This is a genomic window from Bradyrhizobium sp. USDA 3650 (assembly GCF_054057395.1).
Window position 1 is genome coordinate 7448288 of the sequence record NZ_JBSRZG010000001.1, and the last position, 19371, is coordinate 7467658.

Here is a 19371-nt window from a genome sequence, read left to right on the forward strand (position 1 = left end):
TTCGCGGGGTTGGGCGAGGCAAGCGCGATTCGTATCCGAAGGTGCCTCAAAGGTTCAATTGGTCATCCCCCTGTCACGGGACATTGTTACAGGCTGGCGCATGGGAAGTTACGATGTGAGTGACGAGAGCCCGGAGCGGCGCTTTCGCACGTTGTTCATCTCCGACGTTCATCTCGGAGCCCGCGGTTCACAAGCCGACCTTCTGCTCGACTTCCTGCGTTTCCATGATGCCGACACGATCTATCTCGTCGGCGATATCGTCGACGGCTGGGCGCTGAAATCGAGCTGGCATTGGCCGCAATCGCATAACGACCTCGTCCAGAAGCTTTTGCGCAAGGCGCGCAAGGGCGCCAAGGTCATCTACATCCCCGGTAATCACGACGAGTTCCTGCGCAACTATTACGGCACGCATTTCGGCGGCATCGACGTGGTCGAGAACACCGTCCACACCGGCGCGGACGGCAAGCGCTATCTCGTCATCCATGGCGACATCTTCGACCTCGTGGTGCAGAACGCACGCTGGCTCGCTCATCTCGGCGACAAGGCCTACGACTTCGCGATCCAGCTCAATCGCTTCGTCAACTTCTTCCGGCGCATGTTCAAGGTGCCCTATTGGTCGCTGTCGCAATGGGCCAAGCAGAAGGTCAAGAACGCGGTGAACTATATCGGCGCGTTCGAGCAGGCGCTCGCCGCCGAAGCGCGGCGCCACGACGCCGACGGCGTGATCTGCGGCCACATCCATTACGCGGTGATCCGCGACGAGGGCGGCATCCGCTACATGAATTGCGGCGACTGGGTCGAGAGCTGCACGGCGCTGGTCGAGCACGACGACGGCCATTTCGAGATCATCACCTGGGCGGACCAGGCCGAGAAGCCGGCACAGGTCCCGCAGGTCGCAGCCAGAGCTGCATGACAAGGCTAGCCTGATGCGCATCCTGGTCGCGACCGACGCCTGGCACCCGCAAGTCAACGGTGTGGTTCGGACGCTGACCAAACTTGCTGACGGTGCCAAAAGCCTCGACGTCGAATTCTCGTTCCTGACGCCGCAATCGTTCCGCACCTTTGCGATGCCGAGCTATCGCGACGTGCGGCTGGCCATGCCGCGGCCGGGCAGAATCGCGAAGCTGATCGAAGAGGCACACCCTGATAGCATCCACATCGCGACGGAGGGGCCGATCGGCCTGATGGTCCGCCGCTATTGCCGCCAGCGCAAGCTGCCCTTCACGACCAGCTTCCACACCCGCTTTCCCGAATATGTCCGCGCACGCGTGCCGGTGCCGGGCTCGCTGATCTGGCGGGCGCTGCGCCGATTCCACAGCCCCAGCCGCGCTGTGATGGCGGCAACCCCGGCGCTCGCCAGCGAGCTGACCGAGCGCGGCTTCGACAATGTCGTGCTGTGGCCGCGCGGCGTCGACACCCATCTGTTCCATCCCCGCGCGATTGATCTCTGCCTGCCGACGCCGGTGTTCCTCTCGGTCGGCCGAGTCGCGGTGGAGAAGAATCTCGAGGCGTTCCTCGATCTCGACCTGCCCGGCACCAAGGTGATCGTCGGCGACGGTCCGGCGCGTGTCGCGCTGGAGCAGGCCTATCCGGACGCGATCTTCCTTGGCGAGAAGCACGGCGAGGAACTGGCGGACATCTATGCTGCCGCTGACGTCTTCGTGTTTCCGAGCAAGACCGACACGTTCGGCCTGGTCCTGCTCGAAGCGCTGGCGAGCGGCCTGCCGGTCGCGGCGTTTCCGGTGAAGGGGCCCCGCGACGTGATCGGCGATGCCCCGGTCGGCGCGCTCGATCACGATCTGCGCAGCGCCTGCTTCGCCGCGCTGGACATCTCCCGGCAGGATTGCGTCGAATTCGCCGCCAATTACACCTGGGAGGCCTCGGCCCGGGCTTTTGTCGACAGCATTTTGGCGGTCGGCGCGGTGCTGCCGGGCCGGAACGGGGCGGAGCCGGCGCGATTCGTCGCCTGAGAGCCCAGAATGCTCCCGCGGAGATGCCTTGCCCGCGCCTCATCCGCCGCGATAACATCAGGCATGACAGAACAGCTCCTTCCGATCGGCCCTGCCGATATCGATGCCGCAGCGCGCGTGATCGCACCCTTCGCCGTCCGCACCCCGCTGTTGTCCTTTCCCGTGCTCAACGAACGTGTCGGCGCAAAGGTCTATCTCAAGCCGGAGATGCTCCAGCGCACCGGTTCGTTCAAGTTCCGCGGTGCCTTCAACAAGGTCGCCTCGATCCCGCAGCACAAGCGCGCCGGTGGCGTGGTCGCGTTCTCCTCCGGCAACCACGCCCAGGGCGTGGCGGCGGCGGCCAAGATCCTCGACATGCAGGCGACCATCGTGATGCCCGCGGATGCGCCGTTGTCGAAGCGCGAGCGCACCAAATCCTACGGTGCCGAGGTCGTGCTGTACGACCGCGACCGCGACGACCGCGAGGCGATCTCGCGCGGCATCGCCGAGAAGCGCGGTGCGACGCTGGTCAGGCCCTATGACGATCCCTTCGTCATCGCCGGCCAAGGCACCGCCGGCCGCGAGATCGCCGAGGACATGGCGGCGCTCGGCCTCAGCCCCGACATCGTGGTGGCGCCGGCCTCCGGCGGAGGCCTGATCGCGGGCGTCGCGACGGCTGTGAAGGCGCGCTATCCGCTGGCGCAAATCGTCGTCGCAGAGCCCGAGGCGTTCGACGATCACGGCCTGTCGCTGACCGCAGGTCATCGCGAGCCGCACGGCCCGGCAGGCCGCACCATCTGTGACGCGCTGATGGCCCTGATCCCCGGCGAGATGACGTTTGCGATCAACAGCAAGCTGCTCGCGCGCGGCGTGACCGCATCGGACAAGGAAGTCGGCGCGGCCGTCGCGTTTGCCTATCGCGAGCTGAAGCTCGTGGTGGAGCCGGGCGGAGCGGTGGGCCTGGCCGCGCTGCTTGCGGGACGACTTGATGTTGCCGGCAAGAATGTCGTCATCGTGCTCTCCGGCGGCAATGTCGACGCCGATCTGTTTGCCGAGCTGGTGGCCTGATCATCTAATCTTCTGACATGAAGAAGGGCAGAGCGTCACCGCTCTGCCCTTTATCGTGTGTGGCCGACCGCGATCAGTGCATGAAGCCGCGGTGGTTGTTGCCGCCGTTGCCACTCTGGCTCTGGTTCATCGACTGGCGGAAGTTGTTGCCGCCATTGTTGACCATGCGATTGGTCTCATTGAACTGCGGGCGGGTGTTGTTCTGCACCTGCACCTTGTTCACCGGGTTGTTGTTGATCTTCGCGCCGTTGTTGATGCGGATCGGGTTGTTCTGGGTCTGAACGTTGATGGGCTTCGTCTCGATGGTCGTGCCGCCCTTGCCGACATTCACCGGCATGCTCACGATCTTGCCAGGATTGCCGCTGGTGGTGCCGTTGGCAATGCCGCCATTGTTGCCGCCGTTCGGCGTCTTGTTGGTCGCAGGCAGCGTCACGATCTTGCCGATGCCGCCATTGTTGTTGGTGGTGTTGGTCGGCGCGGGCAGGGTGACGATCTTGCCCGGGGTCTGCGACGGCGTGCCGGTCTGCTGGTTGGGCTGGTTGTTGCCCGCCGGCAGGTTGACGATCTGGCCGCCATTGCCGAGCTTGCCGATGCCGTTGTTGTCGCCCGACTTCTGCATGATCGGCAGGTTGCCATTTATCTGCGATCCGCCACTGCCCTGCTGCAGCGGCATGTATTTGGGCTGGCCGAGATTGCCGATCTTGAAGGTCGGGGCGATATTCTGCGGCGCCAGGAACTTGGTCGCCTGCATCAAGGGGATCTGCTTCGGCTGCATCTGGAGCTTCAGCGCGACCTGCGCATAGGGCGTGTTGCCGTAGCTGTCGTAGAAGGACTTGTAGGCGACCGGCGAGTTCGCGAGCACCGTCTTGTGCCAGGCCTGCGTGAGCAGCAGGTTGTTGAGCAGCCAGCGGACGTGATCGCACAGCGGGTCGTGCGGATACATCGTGATGAACTCCTGATAGTACTCCGGCCTCGCTTCGGACACCACGTAGTCATAGGCCTGGCGGGTCGAGCGGCTCGGCAGGTTGGAGGCCATCTGCACCACAGGCGCATTCACCGGCGCGCGGTTGGCGGCAACAGCGGTGTCGCCGAAGAAGGTGAAGTCGGACGTCAGCGACGAGCTCTCCCACGGGATCTGCGCGCCGCTGGTGGTCTGGTTCACTTCGAGGCGCACGCGCTTGAACAGCTGCTCGATCGGGACGTTGGGCTCGCGCGCGACGTTCAGGAAGGCCTGCGTGTAGGGGCTGTGGCCGCCGGTGCCGTCCTGCGCTTCCGCGCCCGGTGCGGTCGAGTAACCGACGATCGAACCGTTCGGGGCATCGACGATGGCCAAGCCGCGACCGGCATCATTCACGTTCGGGAACGGGTTGTTGCGGCAGGCATCGAGGATGACGATGCGCATGCGGCTCGGGATCGTCTCCAGCGTCGACATCACGTCGACCAGGCGGACGGAGTTGTTGACGAGCTCGGTCTGGCTCGAGACCTTGGCGTCCACGGGAACGAGGTAGTTCTCGCCGGCGAGCTGCACGCCGTGACCGGCGTAGTAGACCATCGCCACCGTGTTCGGACCGCGCGCTGACACTTTGGCCGAGAAGTCCTGCACCACCCGAAGCATGTCGTTCTGGGTCAGGTCGGTCGCGGCGACCACTTCGAACCCGGCGGAGTTCAGGAACTTCGCCATCGACTCCGCGTCATTGTCGGGGTTGGCGAGCTGCGGCGCGTTCTGGTAGTTCGAATTGCCGATCACCAGCGCGACGCGCTGCTCCGGGCCTTGCAGCGCGGTGGGGGCGGGCTCCACCGGGGCGACTTGCGCGGAAACTGGGCCGCAGGCGAAGCCGAACAGGCTTCCCAGCAGGCTGGCCGTCATCAGGAAGGGTTTTAGGCGGAACATGGCGTGCTCCTTTGGCACTGATCTCGATACGAGATTGGTTGCCGGGGAGCTTGGCCGCGTTCGAGTTTGAGGTCCGTGATCGCCATCACCATGGTAGGCTGCGTGATCTGAATCACGTTTGGAACCTGCCAAGGTGGGTGCACAATGGGAGGACAGTCCCTCACATGCTGAAATCGATCGATCCGATCCTCACGCCCGACCTGCTCTGGCTGCTGGCGTGCATGGGCCATGGCGACGACCTCGTTTTCGTCGATGCCAACCACCCTGCGGCACGCATCGCGCAGAGCACGCATTCGCGGCGCCTGATCCAGTTGCCGGGCATGAGCATGGAGACCGCGATCCGCGCCATCATGTCGGTCTATCCGCTCGACGATTTCGATCCCGATCCGGTGCGCGTGATGATGCCGGTCGATGATCCCGATCGCGTCCCCGACGTGCAGCGCGCGGTTCTCGCCGAGATCGAACGCGCCGTCGGCGGCCCCGTCACGCCCGGAAAACTCTCCAGGCCTGATTTTTACCGCGCGGCGGCGGCGAGTTTTGGCGTCGTGCAGGTCGGCGACAGCCGGGGGTACGGATGCTTCCTGATCAGGAAGGGTGTGATCAACTAGAACCGCACGATCGAATGATGCGGGACTGCGTCACGCGTGCTCGAACGGTCCGACCTCGCGGATCACCTTGCAGATCTGCAGGAAGCCGCTGGCGTAGAACTCGGCATGTCCCCGCTTCATCGTCTCGACATGTTCGGGGTGGGTCCGCCAGGCTTCGAGCGCTTCCTCCGAGGCAAAACGGAACACGGTGAGCTCCTCGCCGTCGTCGGCTTTGAACGACTTGACCGACACAAAGCCGGGAAGACGGCTGACGATGTCGTACATGCGCTCGCCGAGTCGGTCGTGTTCGTCGACAGAGGCGCCGTCACGCAATTGCAGATCGCCAATGACAATCACTTCACCAATCATGTTTCCTTGCCCCTCGGTGATGGATTTCCGTTCCCGATCTCTTCGGTTTCGCGATGGGCTTTGTTACATCGCCCACCCGAATTTGAATGGCCTGCCGGCATCCGACTGTTTATGGTCGGTCCATGTCCCGCCTTATGTGTCTATCTGTCGCTATCGTCCTATCGCTGCTGCCGGCTGTCGCGCCGGCTGCTTCAATCCAAAAGCGTCCCAAGCAAGCCTGGCATGGCTACGGCTTCCTGCCGGGCTATCGCCAGCCGCTGAGCAACAGCATTCCGCTCTACAAGCAGAAGGAAGCGATGCGGCGGATGTCGCCTAGCGACCGGCGCCATTGGTACATCGATCCGGTCCCGCAATATTACGGCTGGGATGGTGAGTGGCGCTATTTCGGCCGGCCCGGCTTCGGCGGCGGCCGCTACAATGGCGGCAGTTTTGGGCCATGCTGGACCCGGACGCCGATCGGTGCGGTCTGGAATTGCGGATGATCGGCTGAGCCTCCGTCATTGCGAGCGTAGCGAAGCAATCCAGAGTGCCTCCGCGGACAAATTCTGGATTGCTTCGCTGCGCTCGCAATGACGTCGAGGAGAGAGTGTTTTCCTCACCCGCTCTTGTGCCCTGGACGCAGCGCAGCGTCTCTTCGACAGTGCGCTGCAGAGCCGGGGCCCATGTTGCGACGGAGGGCTGTGGCTCCTGGGTCCCGGATCTGCGCTTCGCTCGGCCGGGATACTCGAGCAGGCGTCCCCCTTACGAGAAGAATGCGATCTTCTCGGCCTGGGTCATGCGGCGAATTGGCGCCATGGGGTCGTTGGCGGCGGCGCGGGGCTTTTGCAGGATGCCGCTGGCGAGGATGGTGGCGCCGAGTGAAGCTTCCGGGACCGGCGAGGGCATCGGCAATGTCGCGGCCTGCGCCGCGCCGAAGGTCGCGGTCGCGGCCATCACCGGCGCTGGCTGCTCCATCACTTCGGCGGCGGCTTCCGCAATGGCGTTGGTGAGGCGCGCCAGCGATTCCATCGCGATCGGCGCTTCCTCTATGGGCTCATCCACGACCGCTGCGGCGGCGACTGGCTCGGGTCTGAGCGGCTCTGGTGCGATCGGCTCCGGTATCTCGGCTGCGATGGGCGCTGCGGCCTCCGCAACCACCGGCTCCGGAACCGTCGCTTCCATCTCGACCGGTTCGATGATCTCGTCGAATTCCGGATCGGGCGCGGCCATCTCCAGGGCGATGGCCTCGAGGATGGCTTCGTCCTCGGCTTCGGCGGCGGCATCGAACGAAAATTCGTCCGTCACTTCGGCGAAAGCGGCGGGCTCAGCGGCCGGCTCTTCAAAAGCGGCGGCTTCAGGCGCGGCCCGGCTCTCCGCGAGGGGCTCCGGCTCCAGGACGGCGTCCATCGCCTGTTCCGCAACGGAGAAGGCCTCGGCGACAACGTCGGCCGCTTCCATGGTGGTTTCGGGCTCGATCGCCTCTGCGACATCCTGCGGCTCCGTAAAAGCCACGGCTGCTTCGCTGGCCATCGCAGGTGCGGCCTCCGCCAGCGGAGCTTCCGCAACGGGCGAGGGTGCCTCCTGCACCGGAGCCGGCGAGGGGCGCGCGGCCTGCAGGGTTGCGTCAGCGTCGGTCTGGTCGATCCGCTCCTTGAGCAGATCGAATGCGGCCTTGAGGTCGGCGCGGGGATCGACGGTCGCAACCTGCGCGCAGGCCGCCTCGATGGAGGCGAGCTGCGAATCAATCAGGTCGCAGATTCGCCCGTCGGCGCCGATCTCGCGCCAGCGCCAGGAGATCTCCTTGATGATGCGCAGGCCGCGCGGGATCGGTGCGAGGCTCGCCTCGATCGCCCCGGGATCGAACGCGGCGATCGCAATCGTCTCGGCTTCGCGGATCGCGTGCCGGATCGCGACCAGCGCCTCGGGCAGGCGGTCCTCGACCACGGGTTGGCGCTGTGCCGCAAGGGTTTCTTCGATTTTAGCGACCGCGTCGAGCACCATGCGGGTATCGGCATTGCGGTTGCGCTTGGCATATTCGCCGAGGAACCAGCGGCCGCGCGCGGTCTCCAGGAAGGCTTCGCGGATCGCGTCGTAATCCTGCTCGTTCGGCTCGGCCGCGCGGGCAGACATAGGCGAGAGGGCGAATGCTTCGTTGGCCATGTCAATCTCGTCGCGCAAATCACCGCGCGTTACAGTAACGATCATCACGATATCGACCGAATCGCAATTGGTTTGATGGCGCCCGAATCACAAATCCCCATCGCAGCAGCTCGGAAGCGGCGATTCGCCGTGAGCCTCGCGCTGTTCTATTCGGCCGTGTTCGCGGTGTCGGGAACGCATCTGCCGTTCTTTCCGGTCTGGCTGAAGGCGATCGGCATCGACGCGGCCTGGATCGGCCTCATCAACGCGCTGCCGGCGATCACACGTTTCACCACGCTGCCGCAGATCACCGCCTTTGCCGAAAAGCGACATGCGATTCGCGCCGGCATGATGGTGTCCGTGCTGGCGACGGCGGTCGGGTTCACGGCGGTCGGCTTGCAGCAGCAGCCGCTGGCGCTGTTCCTGATCTATGCGCTGACCTGCATGATGTGGACGCCGACCATGCCGCTGACCGACGCCTATGCGCTGCGCGGCGTCGCCCGCTACGGCCTCGATTACGGGCCGGTGCGGCTGTGGGGCTCGGCAGCCTTCGCGGCCGGCTCGCTCGCCTGCGGCTATCTCGTGGACCACATCGCGGCGCGCGATCTGATCTGGATCATCGTCGCCTGGGCTGTTGTTGCGGTCGCCGCCGGCATGCTGCTGCAGCCGCTCGACGATGTCAGGCGAAGGACGACGGCGGTGCGCGCCAGCAAGGCGCTGCTGCGCGATGCCGGCTTCTGGGCCATCATCGTTTCGGCCGCGCTGATCCAGGGCAGTCACGTCGCGTATTATACATTCTCGGCCATTAACTGGCAGGCCCAGGGCCTCGGCGGGCTGACGATCGCGGGCCTCTGGACGTTGGGGGTGATCGCCGAGATCGTCGTGTTCGCGCTGTCGCCGCGCTTCTCGCTGCATCCGTCCGCGCTCATGGCGATCGGAGGCGCGAGCGCGGTCGTGCGGTGGGTCGTCATCGCATACGATCCGCCGCTCGCGCTGCTCGCGGTCGTGCAGCTCGGCCACGGCCTGACCTTCGGGATGACCATTCTCGGCACGATGAGTCTGCTGGTGCAGCGCGTGCCGTCGCATCAGATCGCGCGGGGGCAGGGCTATTACGCCGCGTGCAACGGGCTGCTGGGTGCGACCACCTCGATCGCGTCAGGCGCGATCTACGCCCGCATCGGCGACGGCCTCTATTACGTCATGGCCGCGATGGCCGGTGTGGGTGCGCTTCTGATCTGGTCGGCGCGGCACCGGCTGAAAGCTCAGCCCCAGAGCGACGAGTCCGGCGGATAGACCAGGCTGTCGTCGTAGCGAAGCCCATGATCGCGGTCGTGCGCCAGCAGCAGCGGGCCGTCGAGATCGACGAAGCGCGCCTGCGGCGTCACCAGCATCGCCGGCGCCATCGACAGCGAGGTTGCGACCATGCAGCCGATCATGATCTCGAAGCCGAGCGCCTGAGCGGCATCGGCCATCGCCAGCGCCTCGGTGAGGCCGCCGGTCTTGTCGAGCTTGATGTTCACGGCATCGTAGCGCTCGCGGAGCGACGCCAGCGAAGAGCGGTCGTGCACGCTTTCGTCGGCGCAGACCACCAGTGGCCGCTTGATCCGGGCCAGCGCGTCGTCCTTTCCGGCCGGCAGCGGCTGCTCGACCAGGGTGACGCCGACCGCCTCGCAGGCCGCAAGATTGTGCTCCAGATTGGCCTCGGTCCAGGCCTCGTTGGCATCCACGATCAACTCGGATTCGGGCGCCGCCTCGCGCACCGCCGTGATCCGCTCCGGATCGCCGTCGCCGCCGAGCTTGATCTTGAGCAGCGGCCGGTACGCCGCTTTGGCGGTCGCCGCCGCCATGGCCTCGGGCGTGCCCAGCGAGATGGTGTAGGCCGTGGTGCGCTCGCCCGGCGCGGGGCGGTCGAGCAGGCTCCAGGCCCGCAAGCCGGCCGTCTTGGCTTCCAGATCGATCAGGGCGCAATCCAGCGCGTTGCGGGCCGCCCCGGGCTGCATGGCCGCTTGCAGGGCCTGACGGGTGAGGCCGCGGGCCACGGCCTCCCGCATGGCCTCGATGGCGGCAAGGGTCGCCTCGGGCGTCTCGCCATAACGGGGATAGGGCACGCATTCGCCGCGGCCGGTCAGGCCCTCCCGGCTGACCTCGGCCACGACGGTCACGGCTTCGGTCTTGGCGCCCCGGCTGATCGTGAAACTGCCCGCGATAGGAAAGCGCTCGATTCGCGCGGCGAGGGCAGGAACTTTGCTGGAAGTCATTTTGAACTCTGGCGAAATCTGAACCTGCTGGTTACCTCTAGCAACTAAGGTTAACCAGTTGGGGATACCTTCTCCGGGTAAGGGCGCGTGCGCAACCATCTGATTTCAACCGTTTCTCGCGCCCCGGCACGGGAGCGGACATCTTGAACGGCGATCCGAAGCTGGAACGGATTGCAAAGGGCAATGCGCTGGCACTCTGCGCCACCGGAACCTGGACCGCGAGCTTCGCGCCGGTCCTGGAGCGGATGGTGGCTGACGCCGAGAAGCTCGCCGGCGGCCCGCAAAGCATCTTCATCGACGTTTCCGAGGTCTCCAAGCTCGACACCTTCGGCGCCTGGCTGATCGAGCGGCTGCGCCGCAGCCTGACGCAGGGCGCCGTCGAGGCGCAGATCGCGGGCCTGTCCGCCAATTATTCGAGCCTCGTGGACGAGGTGCGACGGGTCAGGGCGACGCCCGTCATCGACACCAGCACGATCACCATCACCGGCATGCTGGAGCAGATCGGCCGGACCGTGGCCGGGGTTGCCGGCACCGTGGCAGGCCTGATCGACATGCTCGGCGCGGTGCTCGCAGCGGGCGCGCGCACCCTGATTCACCCGCGCTCGTTCCGTTTGACCTCGACCGTGCATCATCTCGAGCAGGTCTGCTGGCGCGCGGTGCCGATCGTCGTGCTGATCACCTTTCTGATCGGCTGCATCATCGCCCAGCAGGGCATCTTCCATTTCCGCAGGTTCGGCGCCGACATCTTCGTCGTCGACATGCTCGGCGTGCTGGTGTTGCGCGAGATCGGCGTGCTGCTGGTCGCGATCATGGTCGCCGGCCGCTCGGGCAGCGCCTACACGGCCGAGCTCGGCTCGATGAAGATGCGCGAAGAGATCGACGCGCTGCGCACCATGGGGTTCGATCCCATCGAGGTGCTGGTGCTGCCGCGCATGCTGGCGCTGGTGCTGGCGTTGCCGATCCTGGCCTTCCTCGGCGCGATGGCCGCGCTCTATGGCGGCGGTCTCGTCGCCTGGCTCTATGGCGGCGTCGATCCCGAAGCCTTCCTCTTGCGCCTGCGCGACGCCATCTCGATCGACCATTTCATCGTCGGCATCGTCAAGGCACCGGTGATGGCTGCGGTGATCGGCATCGTCGCCTGCGTCGAGGGCCTCGCCGTGCAGGGCAGCGCGGAATCGCTCGGCCAGCACACGACGGCGTCGGTGGTGAAGGGCATCTTTTTCGTCATCGTCATGGACGGCGTATTCGCCATCTTCTTCGCCTCGATCGGGATGTGACGATGGCTCCCGAGATCCAGAACCCCATCATCCGCGTCCGCGACATCACCGTGCAGTTCGGCGCGACGCGCGTGCTCGACGGGCTGGACCTCGACGTCAAGCGCGGCGAGATTCTTGGCTTCGTCGGGCCTTCCGGCGCGGGCAAGTCCGTGCTGACACGCACGATCATCGGCCTCGTGCCGAAGGTCGCAGGCAGCATCGAGGTGTTCGGCGTCGATCTCGATGCCTCCAATACGTCGCAGCGTCGCAATGTGGAGCGGCGCTGGGGCGTGCTGTTTCAGCAGGGGGCGCTGTTCTCCTCGCTCACGGTGCGGCAGAACATCCAGTTTCCCATGCGCGAATATCTGCGGGTGTCGCAGCGGCTGATGGACGAGATCACCATCGCCAAGCTCACCATGGTGGGTCTCAAGCCCGAAGTCGCCGATCGCTTTCCCTCGGAACTGTCGGGCGGCATGATCAAGCGCGTGGCGCTGGCGCGCGCGCTGTCGCTCGACCCGGATCTCGTCTTCCTGGACGAGCCGACATCGGGCCTGGACCCGATCGGCGCCGGCGACTTCGACGAGCTGGTCAGGACGCTGCAGCGTACTTTGGGGCTGACCGTTTTCATGGTAACCCACGACCTCGATAGCCTTTACACAGCATGTGACCGCATCGCCGTTTTAGGGAACGGTAAGATCATTGCGGCAGGGTCGATCGCCGACATGCAGGCCTCGCAGCATCCCTGGCTGAGGCAATATTTCCATGGCAAGCGCGCTCGCGCGGTGATGGGCTGAGGTGCCGGAGTAGCTGATGGAAACGCGCGCAAATTACGTGCTGATCGGGTCGTTCACGCTGGCGGTGATCGCCGCCGCGATCGGCTTCGTGCTGTGGTTTCAGTCGTTGCATACGACCAAGCAGCGCAGCCCCCTGCGCGTCGTGTTCGAGGGCCCGGCCGCGGGCCTGCGCAACGGCGGCAGTGTCAATTTCAACGGTATCCGGGTGGGCGAGGTGGTCTCGGTGAAGCTCGACAATCCGCGGCGGGTTGTCGCACTCGCCATGGTCGAGAACAACGCCCCGATCCGCAAGGACACCCTGGTCGGCCTCGAATTCCAGGGCCTGACCGGCGTCGCCGCGATCTCGCTCAAGGGCGGCGAGGAGGCCGCGCCGTCGCCGCCGCTCGACGAGGACGGCATCCCCACGCTGACGGCCGATCCCAACAAGCTGCAGGACGTCACCGAGGCGATCCGGGGCACGCTGCAGAACATCAACAAGATCGTCGCCGACAATCAGGAGTCGGTGAAGAACTCGCTGAAGAATCTCGAGACCTTCACCAACTCGCTCGCGCGCAACTCGGAGAAGATCGACGGCGTGATGGCCAAGGTCGACGGCGTCATGCTCAAGGCTGATAGCCTCATGCTCGGCCTCAACACGCTCGCCGGCGGCAAGGACGGCGGCGAGCTGTTTCTGGCGGTGAAGTCGATCCGCGAACTGGCCGACGATTTCGACAAGCGCTCCGGCGCATTGATGACCGACGGCCGCCGCACGCTCGGCGACATCAGCCGCGCCGTCAACAATTTCGACCGCAACCCGACCCGCGTCCTGTTCGGCGCCAGCAACAACGCGCCGCCGGCCGCGCCGCCACCACCGCCCGAGCCGCCGAAGCCCGCCGTGCCGGAGCGCCGGCGGCAGTAGGGGTCCCCGATGTCGTCCTGGCGAAAGCCAGGACCCATTACCCCAGGGAGGAGTTTGGCGAAGAGCAGTCGTTCGGTACTTCCACCGGCGGCAATCGACAGACCTCGCGGTATGGGTCCTGGCTTTCGCCAGGACGACGCTGAGTGCTTGGTCGAACGCTTCGTTCCTAATGACGCCCAAAACAAAACGGAGGCCGTGAGGCCTCCGTTTTCTTTCGTCATGCGTCTTGGCGACTGACCGCCTACCCCAGCCGGCCCGCTGCGTGCGCAAGCAGCGTGTACACCAGGCCCGTCTCCGAGGTCAGGTGGTTGCGCAGCTCCTGCGGGCCGCGGCCGTCGCGGGCGACTTCGTCGAGCAGGCGTTCGAACTCGGCGACATAGCGGTCGACCGTGGCCTTGAAGTTGCGGTCGGAGCGATACTTGCGGGCGACCTCGTCGAAGGCCTTCTGGCCGGCGGGCGTGTAGAGGCGCTTGGTGAAGGCCTTGTTCTCGCCGCGCTGGTAGCGGTCCCACATCTCGGACGCGAGGTTGCGGTCCATCAGCCGGCCGATGTCGAGCGACAAGGATTCCAGCGGATTGCCGCCACCTTGCGGAGCCTGCGGCTGCGGCGCCGGTGCAGCCTGGCGGCCGCGCTGGGGCTCACGTCCGGTGGGCGCACCCTGGTTGGCGTCCGTGCGGCTCAAGAGGTCCGACAGCCAGCCGTCGCGGCCCTGGTCGTTGCCCGCGGGTGCCACCGGCGGCGCTTCGGTGCGGCGCGAGGAGGCCGGCATGCCGAGATCCGGCGGCGGCAGGGTCGAGGCGCTGGCGCTCTCGCGCATGCGCGTCTCGGTGCTGCGCGCGCCGACGGCCGCCAGCATCGGCTCTTCCTGGCGCTGCACGCTGGCACGGCCCGTCGTAGAGACGTCGAGACCACGGCCATGCTGGGCCACGATGCGGTTGAGCTCGGCGAGCGCCTCGATCTGGTCGACGATCACCTTGCGCATCTGCGCAGTGCTCTCGGCGGCCTCCTGGGGCATCTCGAGCACGCCGCGGCGCAACTCGTTCCGGGTGGCTTCGAGCTCGTTGTGCATCTCGAACGCCATCTGCTTCATGCTGGAGACGAGGTTGGTGAACTTCTCGGTCGACTGCTTGAACATCGCATCCGCCTCGTCGGTGGTCTGGCGGTAGATGTCGTGCATGGCCTCGACGGTCTGCCGGTGCTCCTCTTCGGAGGCCGACCGCACCGCCTCGAACTGGCGGGTGATCGCGGCGGAACCGGCGCCGGCGGTCTCCGCGACGACGCGGGCGATGTCGCGGGCACGCTCTTCGGCGGCCGCCAGCGATTCATCGAGCAGGCCGGTGAAGCGCGACAGGCGCTGGTCGAGATCGGCGGTGCGCAGGTCGATCGTGGTGACGAGCGATTCCAGCGCCTCCTTGCGTTCGGCGAGCGAGGCGGTGGTGTTCTTGTTGCTCTGCTCGACGACCTGCGCGGCCTCGACCAGTGCCTTGCCGTGCGCGTCGAACTGGGTCGACAGCTCGCCGAGATCCTGGAGCGCCCGCGTGGTCTTGCTGTTGAAGACGTTGAGCTGGTCTTCCAGGTTCTGCGTCGCAGCGCCGTTGCGCGAGGTGACGTCGTTCATCGCCGAGACGAAGTCGGCGACGCGCGTCACCAGCGCCCGCTCGAGCGAGTTGAGGTTGTCGTGCGCACCGGTCAGCACCTCCTGGAGCAGGATGTTGCCTTCGCGCAGGCGCTCGAACAGGGCGACGGTGTCGGTGCGCAGGATCTTGCTGGTCTCCTGCATCTCGGTGACGGCCGCGATCGAGACCTGGCGCGACTGGTCGATCGCCGCGCGCGAGGCCTGCTCGAGGTCCTTGAGCGATTTGTTGACGGCACCCGTCGCCATCTCGCTCGCCGAGTTGATGGTCCGCGCCACCTCGGAGCCGTTGCCCATCATGGTCTGGGAGAACGCGTGGCCGCGCGTCTCGATCGACTTCAGCGCGTCGGACGTGACGCGGTCGATGTCGAGCGTGAGCTGGCTGGTCTTGGAGCCGATCGCGTCCACGAGCGAGCCGCGCTTGGCGTCGATCATGTTGGCGAGACGGTCGGACTGCTGCTGCACGTAGGTGACGATCTCGTCGGTCTTGCCGGTCATGGCCTGGCCGAAGCTGCTGCTGGCGGCGAGCACCGAGCGCTCGACGTCCGCCGAGCTCGACTTCACCCGCGAGCTCGCCTCGTTGGAGGCGTTGATCAACGCGTTCTGGGCGTTGAGCGCGCTGGTCTGGATGTCGTTGGTCGCGTTCGCTGTGGCCGTGCTCAGCGTACGCTCGATCTCGCTCGAGATCGTGCGGATCTGGCTTGCGGCATCCGCCGAGGTCGAGGTCAGCGAGGTCTGCGCCTCACGCGCGCTGTTGAGGATGGTCGAGGCGGTGTCGGCGCCGACCGAGGTCAGCGTGCGCTCGATGTCGATGGTCAGCGACTTGATCTGGCCTGCTGCGTCCGTCGAGGCGGAGATCAGCGTGCCCTGGGCTTCGCGTACGCCGCTGGTGAGCGCCTCGATGGTGGCGCCGCCGGCGGTCGCCAGCGCGCGCTGCATCTCGGCCGCCAGCGAACGGACCTGGCCGGTCTGTTCGGCGGAGACCGCCAGCAGGGTGCTCTGGGCATCGCGGGCGCTGGTCGTGATCGTCTCGGCCGTCGACTGGCCGACCTGCGAGAGCGACCGATGCACTTCGGCTGCGAGGGACTTGACCTGGCTCGCCGCATCCGAGGACGCGTTGACGAGCGTGCTCTGAGCTTCGCGGGCGCCGGTCATGATGGTCTCTGCCGTCGCGGTTCCCGCCATCGAGAGCGAGCGCTGCACGTCCGAGGACAGCGCCTTGATCTGGTTGGCGGTCTCGCTCGAGGCCGCGATCAGCGCGCTCTGCGCATCGCGGGCGCCGGCGGTGATCGATTCCGCCGTGGTGGTGCCGGCCATGGACAGCGAGCGCTGCACGTCGGCGGTGAGGGTCTTGACGTGGTTGGCCGCGTCCGAGGACGCCGTGACGAGCGTGGTCTGCACCTCGCGGGCACCGGCCAGGATCGAGGCGGCGGTCGCCGAGCCCGCCGATGACAGCGTGCGTTCGACGTCGGCCGCGAGCCCCTTGATCTGGTTAGAGGCATCGCCCGACGCGGCGACCAGCGTCGACTGCGCTTCGCGGGCGCTGGTCAGGATCGAGTTCGCGGCACCGGTGCCGACCGCGGTCAGCGCGCGCTCGACCTCGGCGGAGGTCATCTTGAGCTGGGCGTTGACGTCGGAGGAGACCGTCATCAGCGACTGCTGCGCGGTGCGCGCACCGGTCTGGATGGTCTCGCTGGTGTTGACCACGAGGTTGGTGAGCGAGCGCTCGGCGTCTTCGACATGCGAGCGGATCGCGGTCGAGATCATCTCGGCGCGGGACATCATGTCCTCGCTGGCCTGGCGTCCGCTGCTCTCGATGCGGCCGGCGACGGCCTCGACACGCGAGCCGAGCAGGTCCTCGAACTGCGCCACGCGCACGTCGATGTCGCTGGCGACCGAGCCGACCTTGGTCTCGATGGCCTGCTGGATGTCCTGGAAGCGCGCCGTGACCGTGTCGGTCAGGTGCATGCTGCGGCCGTCGATGATCTCGGTGACGCCGGTGATGCGGCGGTCGACCGCCTCGATTGCCTGCGCGGTGCCGTCCGTGAGCGTCGAGGTCAGGAGGGTGAGGCGGGTGTCGATCGACTGCACGGCCTGCGAGGCGCCGTTCGTCACCGCGGTGGTCAGGTAGGTGAGGCGCGTGTCGATGGATTCGAGCGCCTGCGACGCGCCGCCGGTGAGCGTCGTCGTCAGATGCGTGAGGCGCGTGTCGATCGACTGGATGGTCTGCGATGCGCCATCGGTCAGCGACGTCGTGAGGTGGGTGAGGCGGGAGTCGATCGACTGGATCGCCTGCGCGGCACCGTCGGTCAGCGACGAGGCGAGCGTGTTGAGCCGTCCGTCGATGGTCTCGGTGACCGACTTCGCACGGGTATCGAACGACTGTTCGAGCGCGGCAACGCGGCCGACGAGCTGCTCGTCGAAGGTCTTGATGTGACCGTCGATCGTCGAGTCGAGGCCCGAGATCTTGCCGTTCAGCGAGGCATCGAGGTTGCTGACACGTTCGCCGATCGTGGTCTCGAACTGGACCAGGCGCTGGTCGAGCACCGCCGTGATCGCGCCGCCGTTGGAGGTGAAGCGGGTGTCGAAATTGTCGACATAGGTCTTCAGCGACTCATGGATGTCCTGCGTGCGCTGGCCCATACGATCGACGATCTCGCCGCCGAAGGTCTTCACGGTGCGGTCGAACTCGGAAATGTGGCGGGTGATCAGCGCGCCCAGCGTGCCGGAGTCGCGGGCGAATTTCTCGACCAGCTCGGTGCCCTGGTTCTTCACCAGCTCGTCGAAGGCGCTCATCTGGAGCGAGAGCGAGTCGTGCGCGGTCTCGGTCTGGCTGACGACCTTGGCGACCAGCGTGTTGACGGTGGCGTCGAGCGCTTCGCTCGCCTTGTCGCCGGAGGTCATGATGTGGCCGGCGAGGCGGTTGCCGGCGTCGTCGATCTTGGCGGAGAGGTCGTTGGAGCGCAGCTCGAGCTCGAGCAGCAGCGAGTCCGACGAATTCTTCAGGCTGTCGTGCACCTGCTCGGTGCGCTCGGAGATGCCGTCGACGATCGCGGCGGAGCGCTGCTCGAACTCGCCGGTGATGCGGTCGATGCGCTCGTTGAGCATTTCGTGGACGCGGTCGGCGAGATCGACGAACTCGTCGTGAACGTGGCCGGTCTTGAAATTCAGGCTGGTGGTCAGCCGCTCGCTGGCATCGAGCACGGCGCGCGTGGTCTCGTTGCTGGCCTCCTCGAGGCGGTCGAGCAGGTCGCCGCCGCGCTCGCCGAGCGCGAGGATCATGTTGTCGCCGGCGTTGCTGAGCGCACCGGTGATGTGGGCGCCGCGCTCTTCGAGCGCGCCCGTGATGGACTTGGCGACCTCGTCGACGCGCGAGGCGATCGCGTCCGAGATCAGCGCGATGTCATGGCGCAAATCGATCTGCACGCCGGAGATGGCGCTGCGGACCTGCTCGGCCTGGCCGACCAGATTGTCGCGCTGATGCGCGATGTCCTGGAGCAGGGCGCGGATGCGCACTTCGTTGTCGGAATAGGCGCGTTCGAGCGCCGCGACCTCGTTGGCGACCAGCGTCTCGAGCTCGCCGGCGCGCGCGATGGCGCGCTCGATGCCGTCGCCCATTGCCGCGACCTCGCGGCGGATGGCCTGGCCGACGGTCACCATCGAATCCGAAGCCGAGCCTTCCGGCTCGGAGAAGCGGATCGCAACCTGGGCCATAGCCTGCGCGACCGAGCTCATTTGCTGGCCGCGCCAGACGAGGCTCGCCAGGAAGAAGAACAGCATGATCGGCGCGAAGAACATCGTGACGAGGCCGGCAATGGCCAACACGCCGCCGCTCTGGCCCATCGCCGCCTGGATCGAAGGCAGGAAGCCGACCGTCAGCGCGGCGCAGGCCGCCAGCCAGATGACGGTGAAGATTGTCGCGCCGGTGTAGATGTTGCGGGTCGGGCGTCCCGTCTGCAACGTCTGCAAGAGCTGGCCGATGGTCGCACGGTCGTCATTGGCGGCGCGGCGCGAGGAGCGCGGCTCCTCGATCTGGTCGAACATCGCGCGTTCGTTCGCAGCAGGACGCGGGTCGAAGCTCGGTTCGTCGAACATCGGGGGAGCCGGTGGCGCGACCGGAGGCGGCGTTTCGCTGCGCATCGCGGCGTTGCGGCTGGTGTCCGCCGCCGTGTCGCTGATGTTCAGGGCTTCCTGGATTGCAGAAAGCGCATCTTCTGTGGGGTCTTTGACCTTTTTCGGAGTGTTTGCCATGTTCAGTCCGAGCCCTCGTTACTTGTACGCGTCCCCCCGCGAGCTCTGCGCGCTACGCAAGCCCACAGTCCGGATCATGCCGCTTGCGCGGATCTCCGAGCCATCCCCACCCGGACGGCTTGTCCGCCAATTTCTCCAACATCCTATTGGCAGAGCGTCGCGAATGAAATGCCCGCGATTAAGACATTCTTAATCATCGTTAACAGGATCGCGCCGTAAGGCCTTAGCAATAAATGCAATTCTCCACCGGACTCGCCGGATTGCGGCAACTTTTCGTCAATAAATCGGCAGATTTGCGC

General features: G+C 66.1%; 14 protein-coding genes. 9 read left to right on the forward strand and 5 right to left on the reverse strand.

Annotated elements, in window-relative coordinates; all coding sequences use genetic code 11:
- Positions 1 to 100: 100 nt before the first annotated feature.
- The 3 genes from ACVIN2_RS35040 to ACVIN2_RS35050 all read left to right on the forward strand — a co-directional run bounded on the left by ACVIN2_RS35040 (position 101) and on the right by ACVIN2_RS35050 (position 3017).
- Positions 101 to 913 carry a UDP-2,3-diacylglucosamine diphosphatase gene (locus ACVIN2_RS35040; protein WP_007602023.1) on the forward strand — a complete coding sequence of 271 codons (813 nt, stop codon included), beginning with the start codon at positions 101 to 103 and terminating at the stop codon, positions 911 to 913.
- Between the two features lie 13 nt (positions 914 to 926).
- Positions 927 to 1970, forward strand: a complete 1044-nt coding sequence (locus ACVIN2_RS35045) for a glycosyltransferase family 4 protein (protein ID WP_456769102.1) — start codon at positions 927 to 929, stop codon at positions 1968 to 1970.
- A 63-nt stretch (positions 1971 to 2033) separates the two neighbouring features.
- Positions 2034 to 3017 (forward strand): threonine/serine dehydratase, encoded by a 984-nt coding sequence (locus ACVIN2_RS35050; protein WP_456769103.1) that lies wholly within the window; start codon positions 2034 to 2036, stop codon positions 3015 to 3017.
- A 73-nt stretch (positions 3018 to 3090) separates the two neighbouring features.
- On the opposite strand, the gene ACVIN2_RS35055 is transcribed toward ACVIN2_RS35050, so the two are convergent.
- Positions 3091 to 4908: a caspase family protein gene (locus tag ACVIN2_RS35055; protein ID WP_456769104.1), complete on the reverse strand. Its 1818-nt coding sequence runs from the start codon at positions 4906 to 4908 to the stop codon at positions 3091 to 3093.
- 164 nt (positions 4909 to 5072) lie between these two features.
- On the opposite strand from ACVIN2_RS35055, the gene ACVIN2_RS35060 reads away from it, so the two are divergent.
- Positions 5073 to 5516 (forward strand): RbsD/FucU family protein, encoded by a 444-nt coding sequence (locus tag ACVIN2_RS35060; protein WP_456769105.1) that lies wholly within the window; start codon positions 5073 to 5075, stop codon positions 5514 to 5516.
- A 30-nt stretch (positions 5517 to 5546) separates the two neighbouring features.
- Here ACVIN2_RS35060 and ACVIN2_RS35065 read toward each other — a convergent pair whose 3' ends face one another.
- The gene (locus ACVIN2_RS35065; protein WP_456769106.1) at positions 5547 to 5864 is read right to left on the reverse strand and encodes an antibiotic biosynthesis monooxygenase family protein; all 318 of its coding nucleotides are present in this window, start codon (positions 5862 to 5864) and stop codon (positions 5547 to 5549) included.
- Between the two features lie 122 nt (positions 5865 to 5986).
- On the opposite strand from ACVIN2_RS35065, the gene ACVIN2_RS35070 reads away from it, so the two are divergent.
- Positions 5987 to 6346 (forward strand): hypothetical protein, encoded by a 360-nt coding sequence (locus ACVIN2_RS35070; protein WP_007612410.1) that lies wholly within the window; start codon positions 5987 to 5989, stop codon positions 6344 to 6346.
- A gap of 259 nt (positions 6347 to 6605) precedes the next feature.
- On the opposite strand, the gene ACVIN2_RS35075 is transcribed toward ACVIN2_RS35070, so the two are convergent.
- Entirely contained in the window at positions 6606 to 8003 is a 1398-nt protein-coding gene (locus ACVIN2_RS35075) for a hypothetical protein (RefSeq protein WP_456769107.1), read from the reverse strand.
- 75 nt (positions 8004 to 8078) lie between these two features.
- Here ACVIN2_RS35075 and ACVIN2_RS35080 point away from each other — a divergent pair, with 75 nt between their 5' ends.
- Positions 8079 to 9275, forward strand: a complete 1197-nt coding sequence (locus tag ACVIN2_RS35080; protein WP_456769108.1) for an MFS transporter — start codon at positions 8079 to 8081, stop codon at positions 9273 to 9275.
- Here the strand turns inward: ACVIN2_RS35080 and dgcA are convergent.
- On the reverse strand, positions 9245 to 10240 hold the full coding sequence (gene dgcA, locus ACVIN2_RS35085; protein WP_456769109.1) for an N-acetyl-D-Glu racemase DgcA: 996 nt from the start codon (positions 10238 to 10240) through the stop codon (positions 9245 to 9247). The genes ACVIN2_RS35080 and dgcA overlap by 31 nt on opposite strands.
- Positions 10241 to 10383: 143 nt before the next feature.
- On the opposite strand from dgcA, the gene ACVIN2_RS35090 reads away from it, so the two are divergent.
- From ACVIN2_RS35090 to ACVIN2_RS35100, 3 genes are read left to right on the forward strand one after another with little or no spacing between them, the layout of a single operon-like run.
- On the forward strand, positions 10384 to 11517 hold the full coding sequence (locus tag ACVIN2_RS35090; RefSeq protein ID WP_456769110.1) for an MlaE family ABC transporter permease: 1134 nt from the start codon (positions 10384 to 10386) through the stop codon (positions 11515 to 11517).
- Between the two features lie 2 nt (positions 11518 to 11519).
- A complete protein-coding gene (locus ACVIN2_RS35095; RefSeq protein ID WP_247400481.1) occupies positions 11520 to 12290 on the forward strand; it encodes an ABC transporter ATP-binding protein in 771 nt (256 codons plus the stop codon).
- A gap of 16 nt (positions 12291 to 12306) precedes the next feature.
- Positions 12307 to 13188 (forward strand): MlaD family protein, encoded by an 882-nt coding sequence (locus tag ACVIN2_RS35100; protein WP_456769111.1) that lies wholly within the window; start codon positions 12307 to 12309, stop codon positions 13186 to 13188.
- 241 nt (positions 13189 to 13429) lie between these two features.
- Here ACVIN2_RS35100 and ACVIN2_RS35105 read toward each other — a convergent pair whose 3' ends face one another.
- The gene (locus ACVIN2_RS35105; protein ID WP_456769112.1) at positions 13430 to 19072 is read right to left on the reverse strand and encodes an apolipoprotein A-IV repeat region-like domain-containing protein; all 5643 of its coding nucleotides are present in this window, start codon (positions 19070 to 19072) and stop codon (positions 13430 to 13432) included.
- Positions 19073 to 19371: the final 299 nt, after the last annotated feature.

Excerpts from the sequence above, each read along its gene's own strand:
- ACVIN2_RS35055 (WP_456769104.1), bottom strand. The coding sequence starts at position 4,908 with ATGTTCCGCCTAAAACCCTTCCTGATGACGGCCAGCCTGCTGGGAAGC.
- ACVIN2_RS35045 (WP_456769102.1), top strand. The coding sequence starts at position 927 with ATGCGCATCCTGGTCGCGACCGACGCCTGGCACCCGCAAGTCAACGGT.
- ACVIN2_RS35065 (WP_456769106.1), bottom strand. The coding sequence starts at position 5,864 with ATGATTGGTGAAGTGATTGTCATTGGCGATCTGCAATTGCGTGACGGC.
- ACVIN2_RS35105 (WP_456769112.1), bottom strand. The coding sequence starts at position 19,072 with ATGGCAAACACTCCGAAAAAGGTCAAAGACCCCACAGAAGATGCGCTT.
- ACVIN2_RS35040 (WP_007602023.1), top strand. The coding sequence starts at position 101 with ATGGGAAGTTACGATGTGAGTGACGAGAGCCCGGAGCGGCGCTTTCGC.
- ACVIN2_RS35070 (WP_007612410.1), top strand. The coding sequence starts at position 5,987 with ATGTCCCGCCTTATGTGTCTATCTGTCGCTATCGTCCTATCGCTGCTG.
- ACVIN2_RS35080 (WP_456769108.1), top strand. The coding sequence starts at position 8,079 with ATGGCGCCCGAATCACAAATCCCCATCGCAGCAGCTCGGAAGCGGCGA.
- ACVIN2_RS35100 (WP_456769111.1), top strand. The coding sequence starts at position 12,307 with ATGGAAACGCGCGCAAATTACGTGCTGATCGGGTCGTTCACGCTGGCG.
- ACVIN2_RS35075 (WP_456769107.1), bottom strand. The coding sequence starts at position 8,003 with ATGGCCAACGAAGCATTCGCCCTCTCGCCTATGTCTGCCCGCGCGGCC.
- dgcA (WP_456769109.1), bottom strand. The coding sequence starts at position 10,240 with ATGACTTCCAGCAAAGTTCCTGCCCTCGCCGCGCGAATCGAGCGCTTT.
- ACVIN2_RS35095 (WP_247400481.1), top strand. The coding sequence starts at position 11,520 with ATGGCTCCCGAGATCCAGAACCCCATCATCCGCGTCCGCGACATCACC.
- ACVIN2_RS35060 (WP_456769105.1), top strand. The coding sequence starts at position 5,073 with ATGCTGAAATCGATCGATCCGATCCTCACGCCCGACCTGCTCTGGCTG.
- ACVIN2_RS35050 (WP_456769103.1), top strand. The coding sequence starts at position 2,034 with ATGACAGAACAGCTCCTTCCGATCGGCCCTGCCGATATCGATGCCGCA.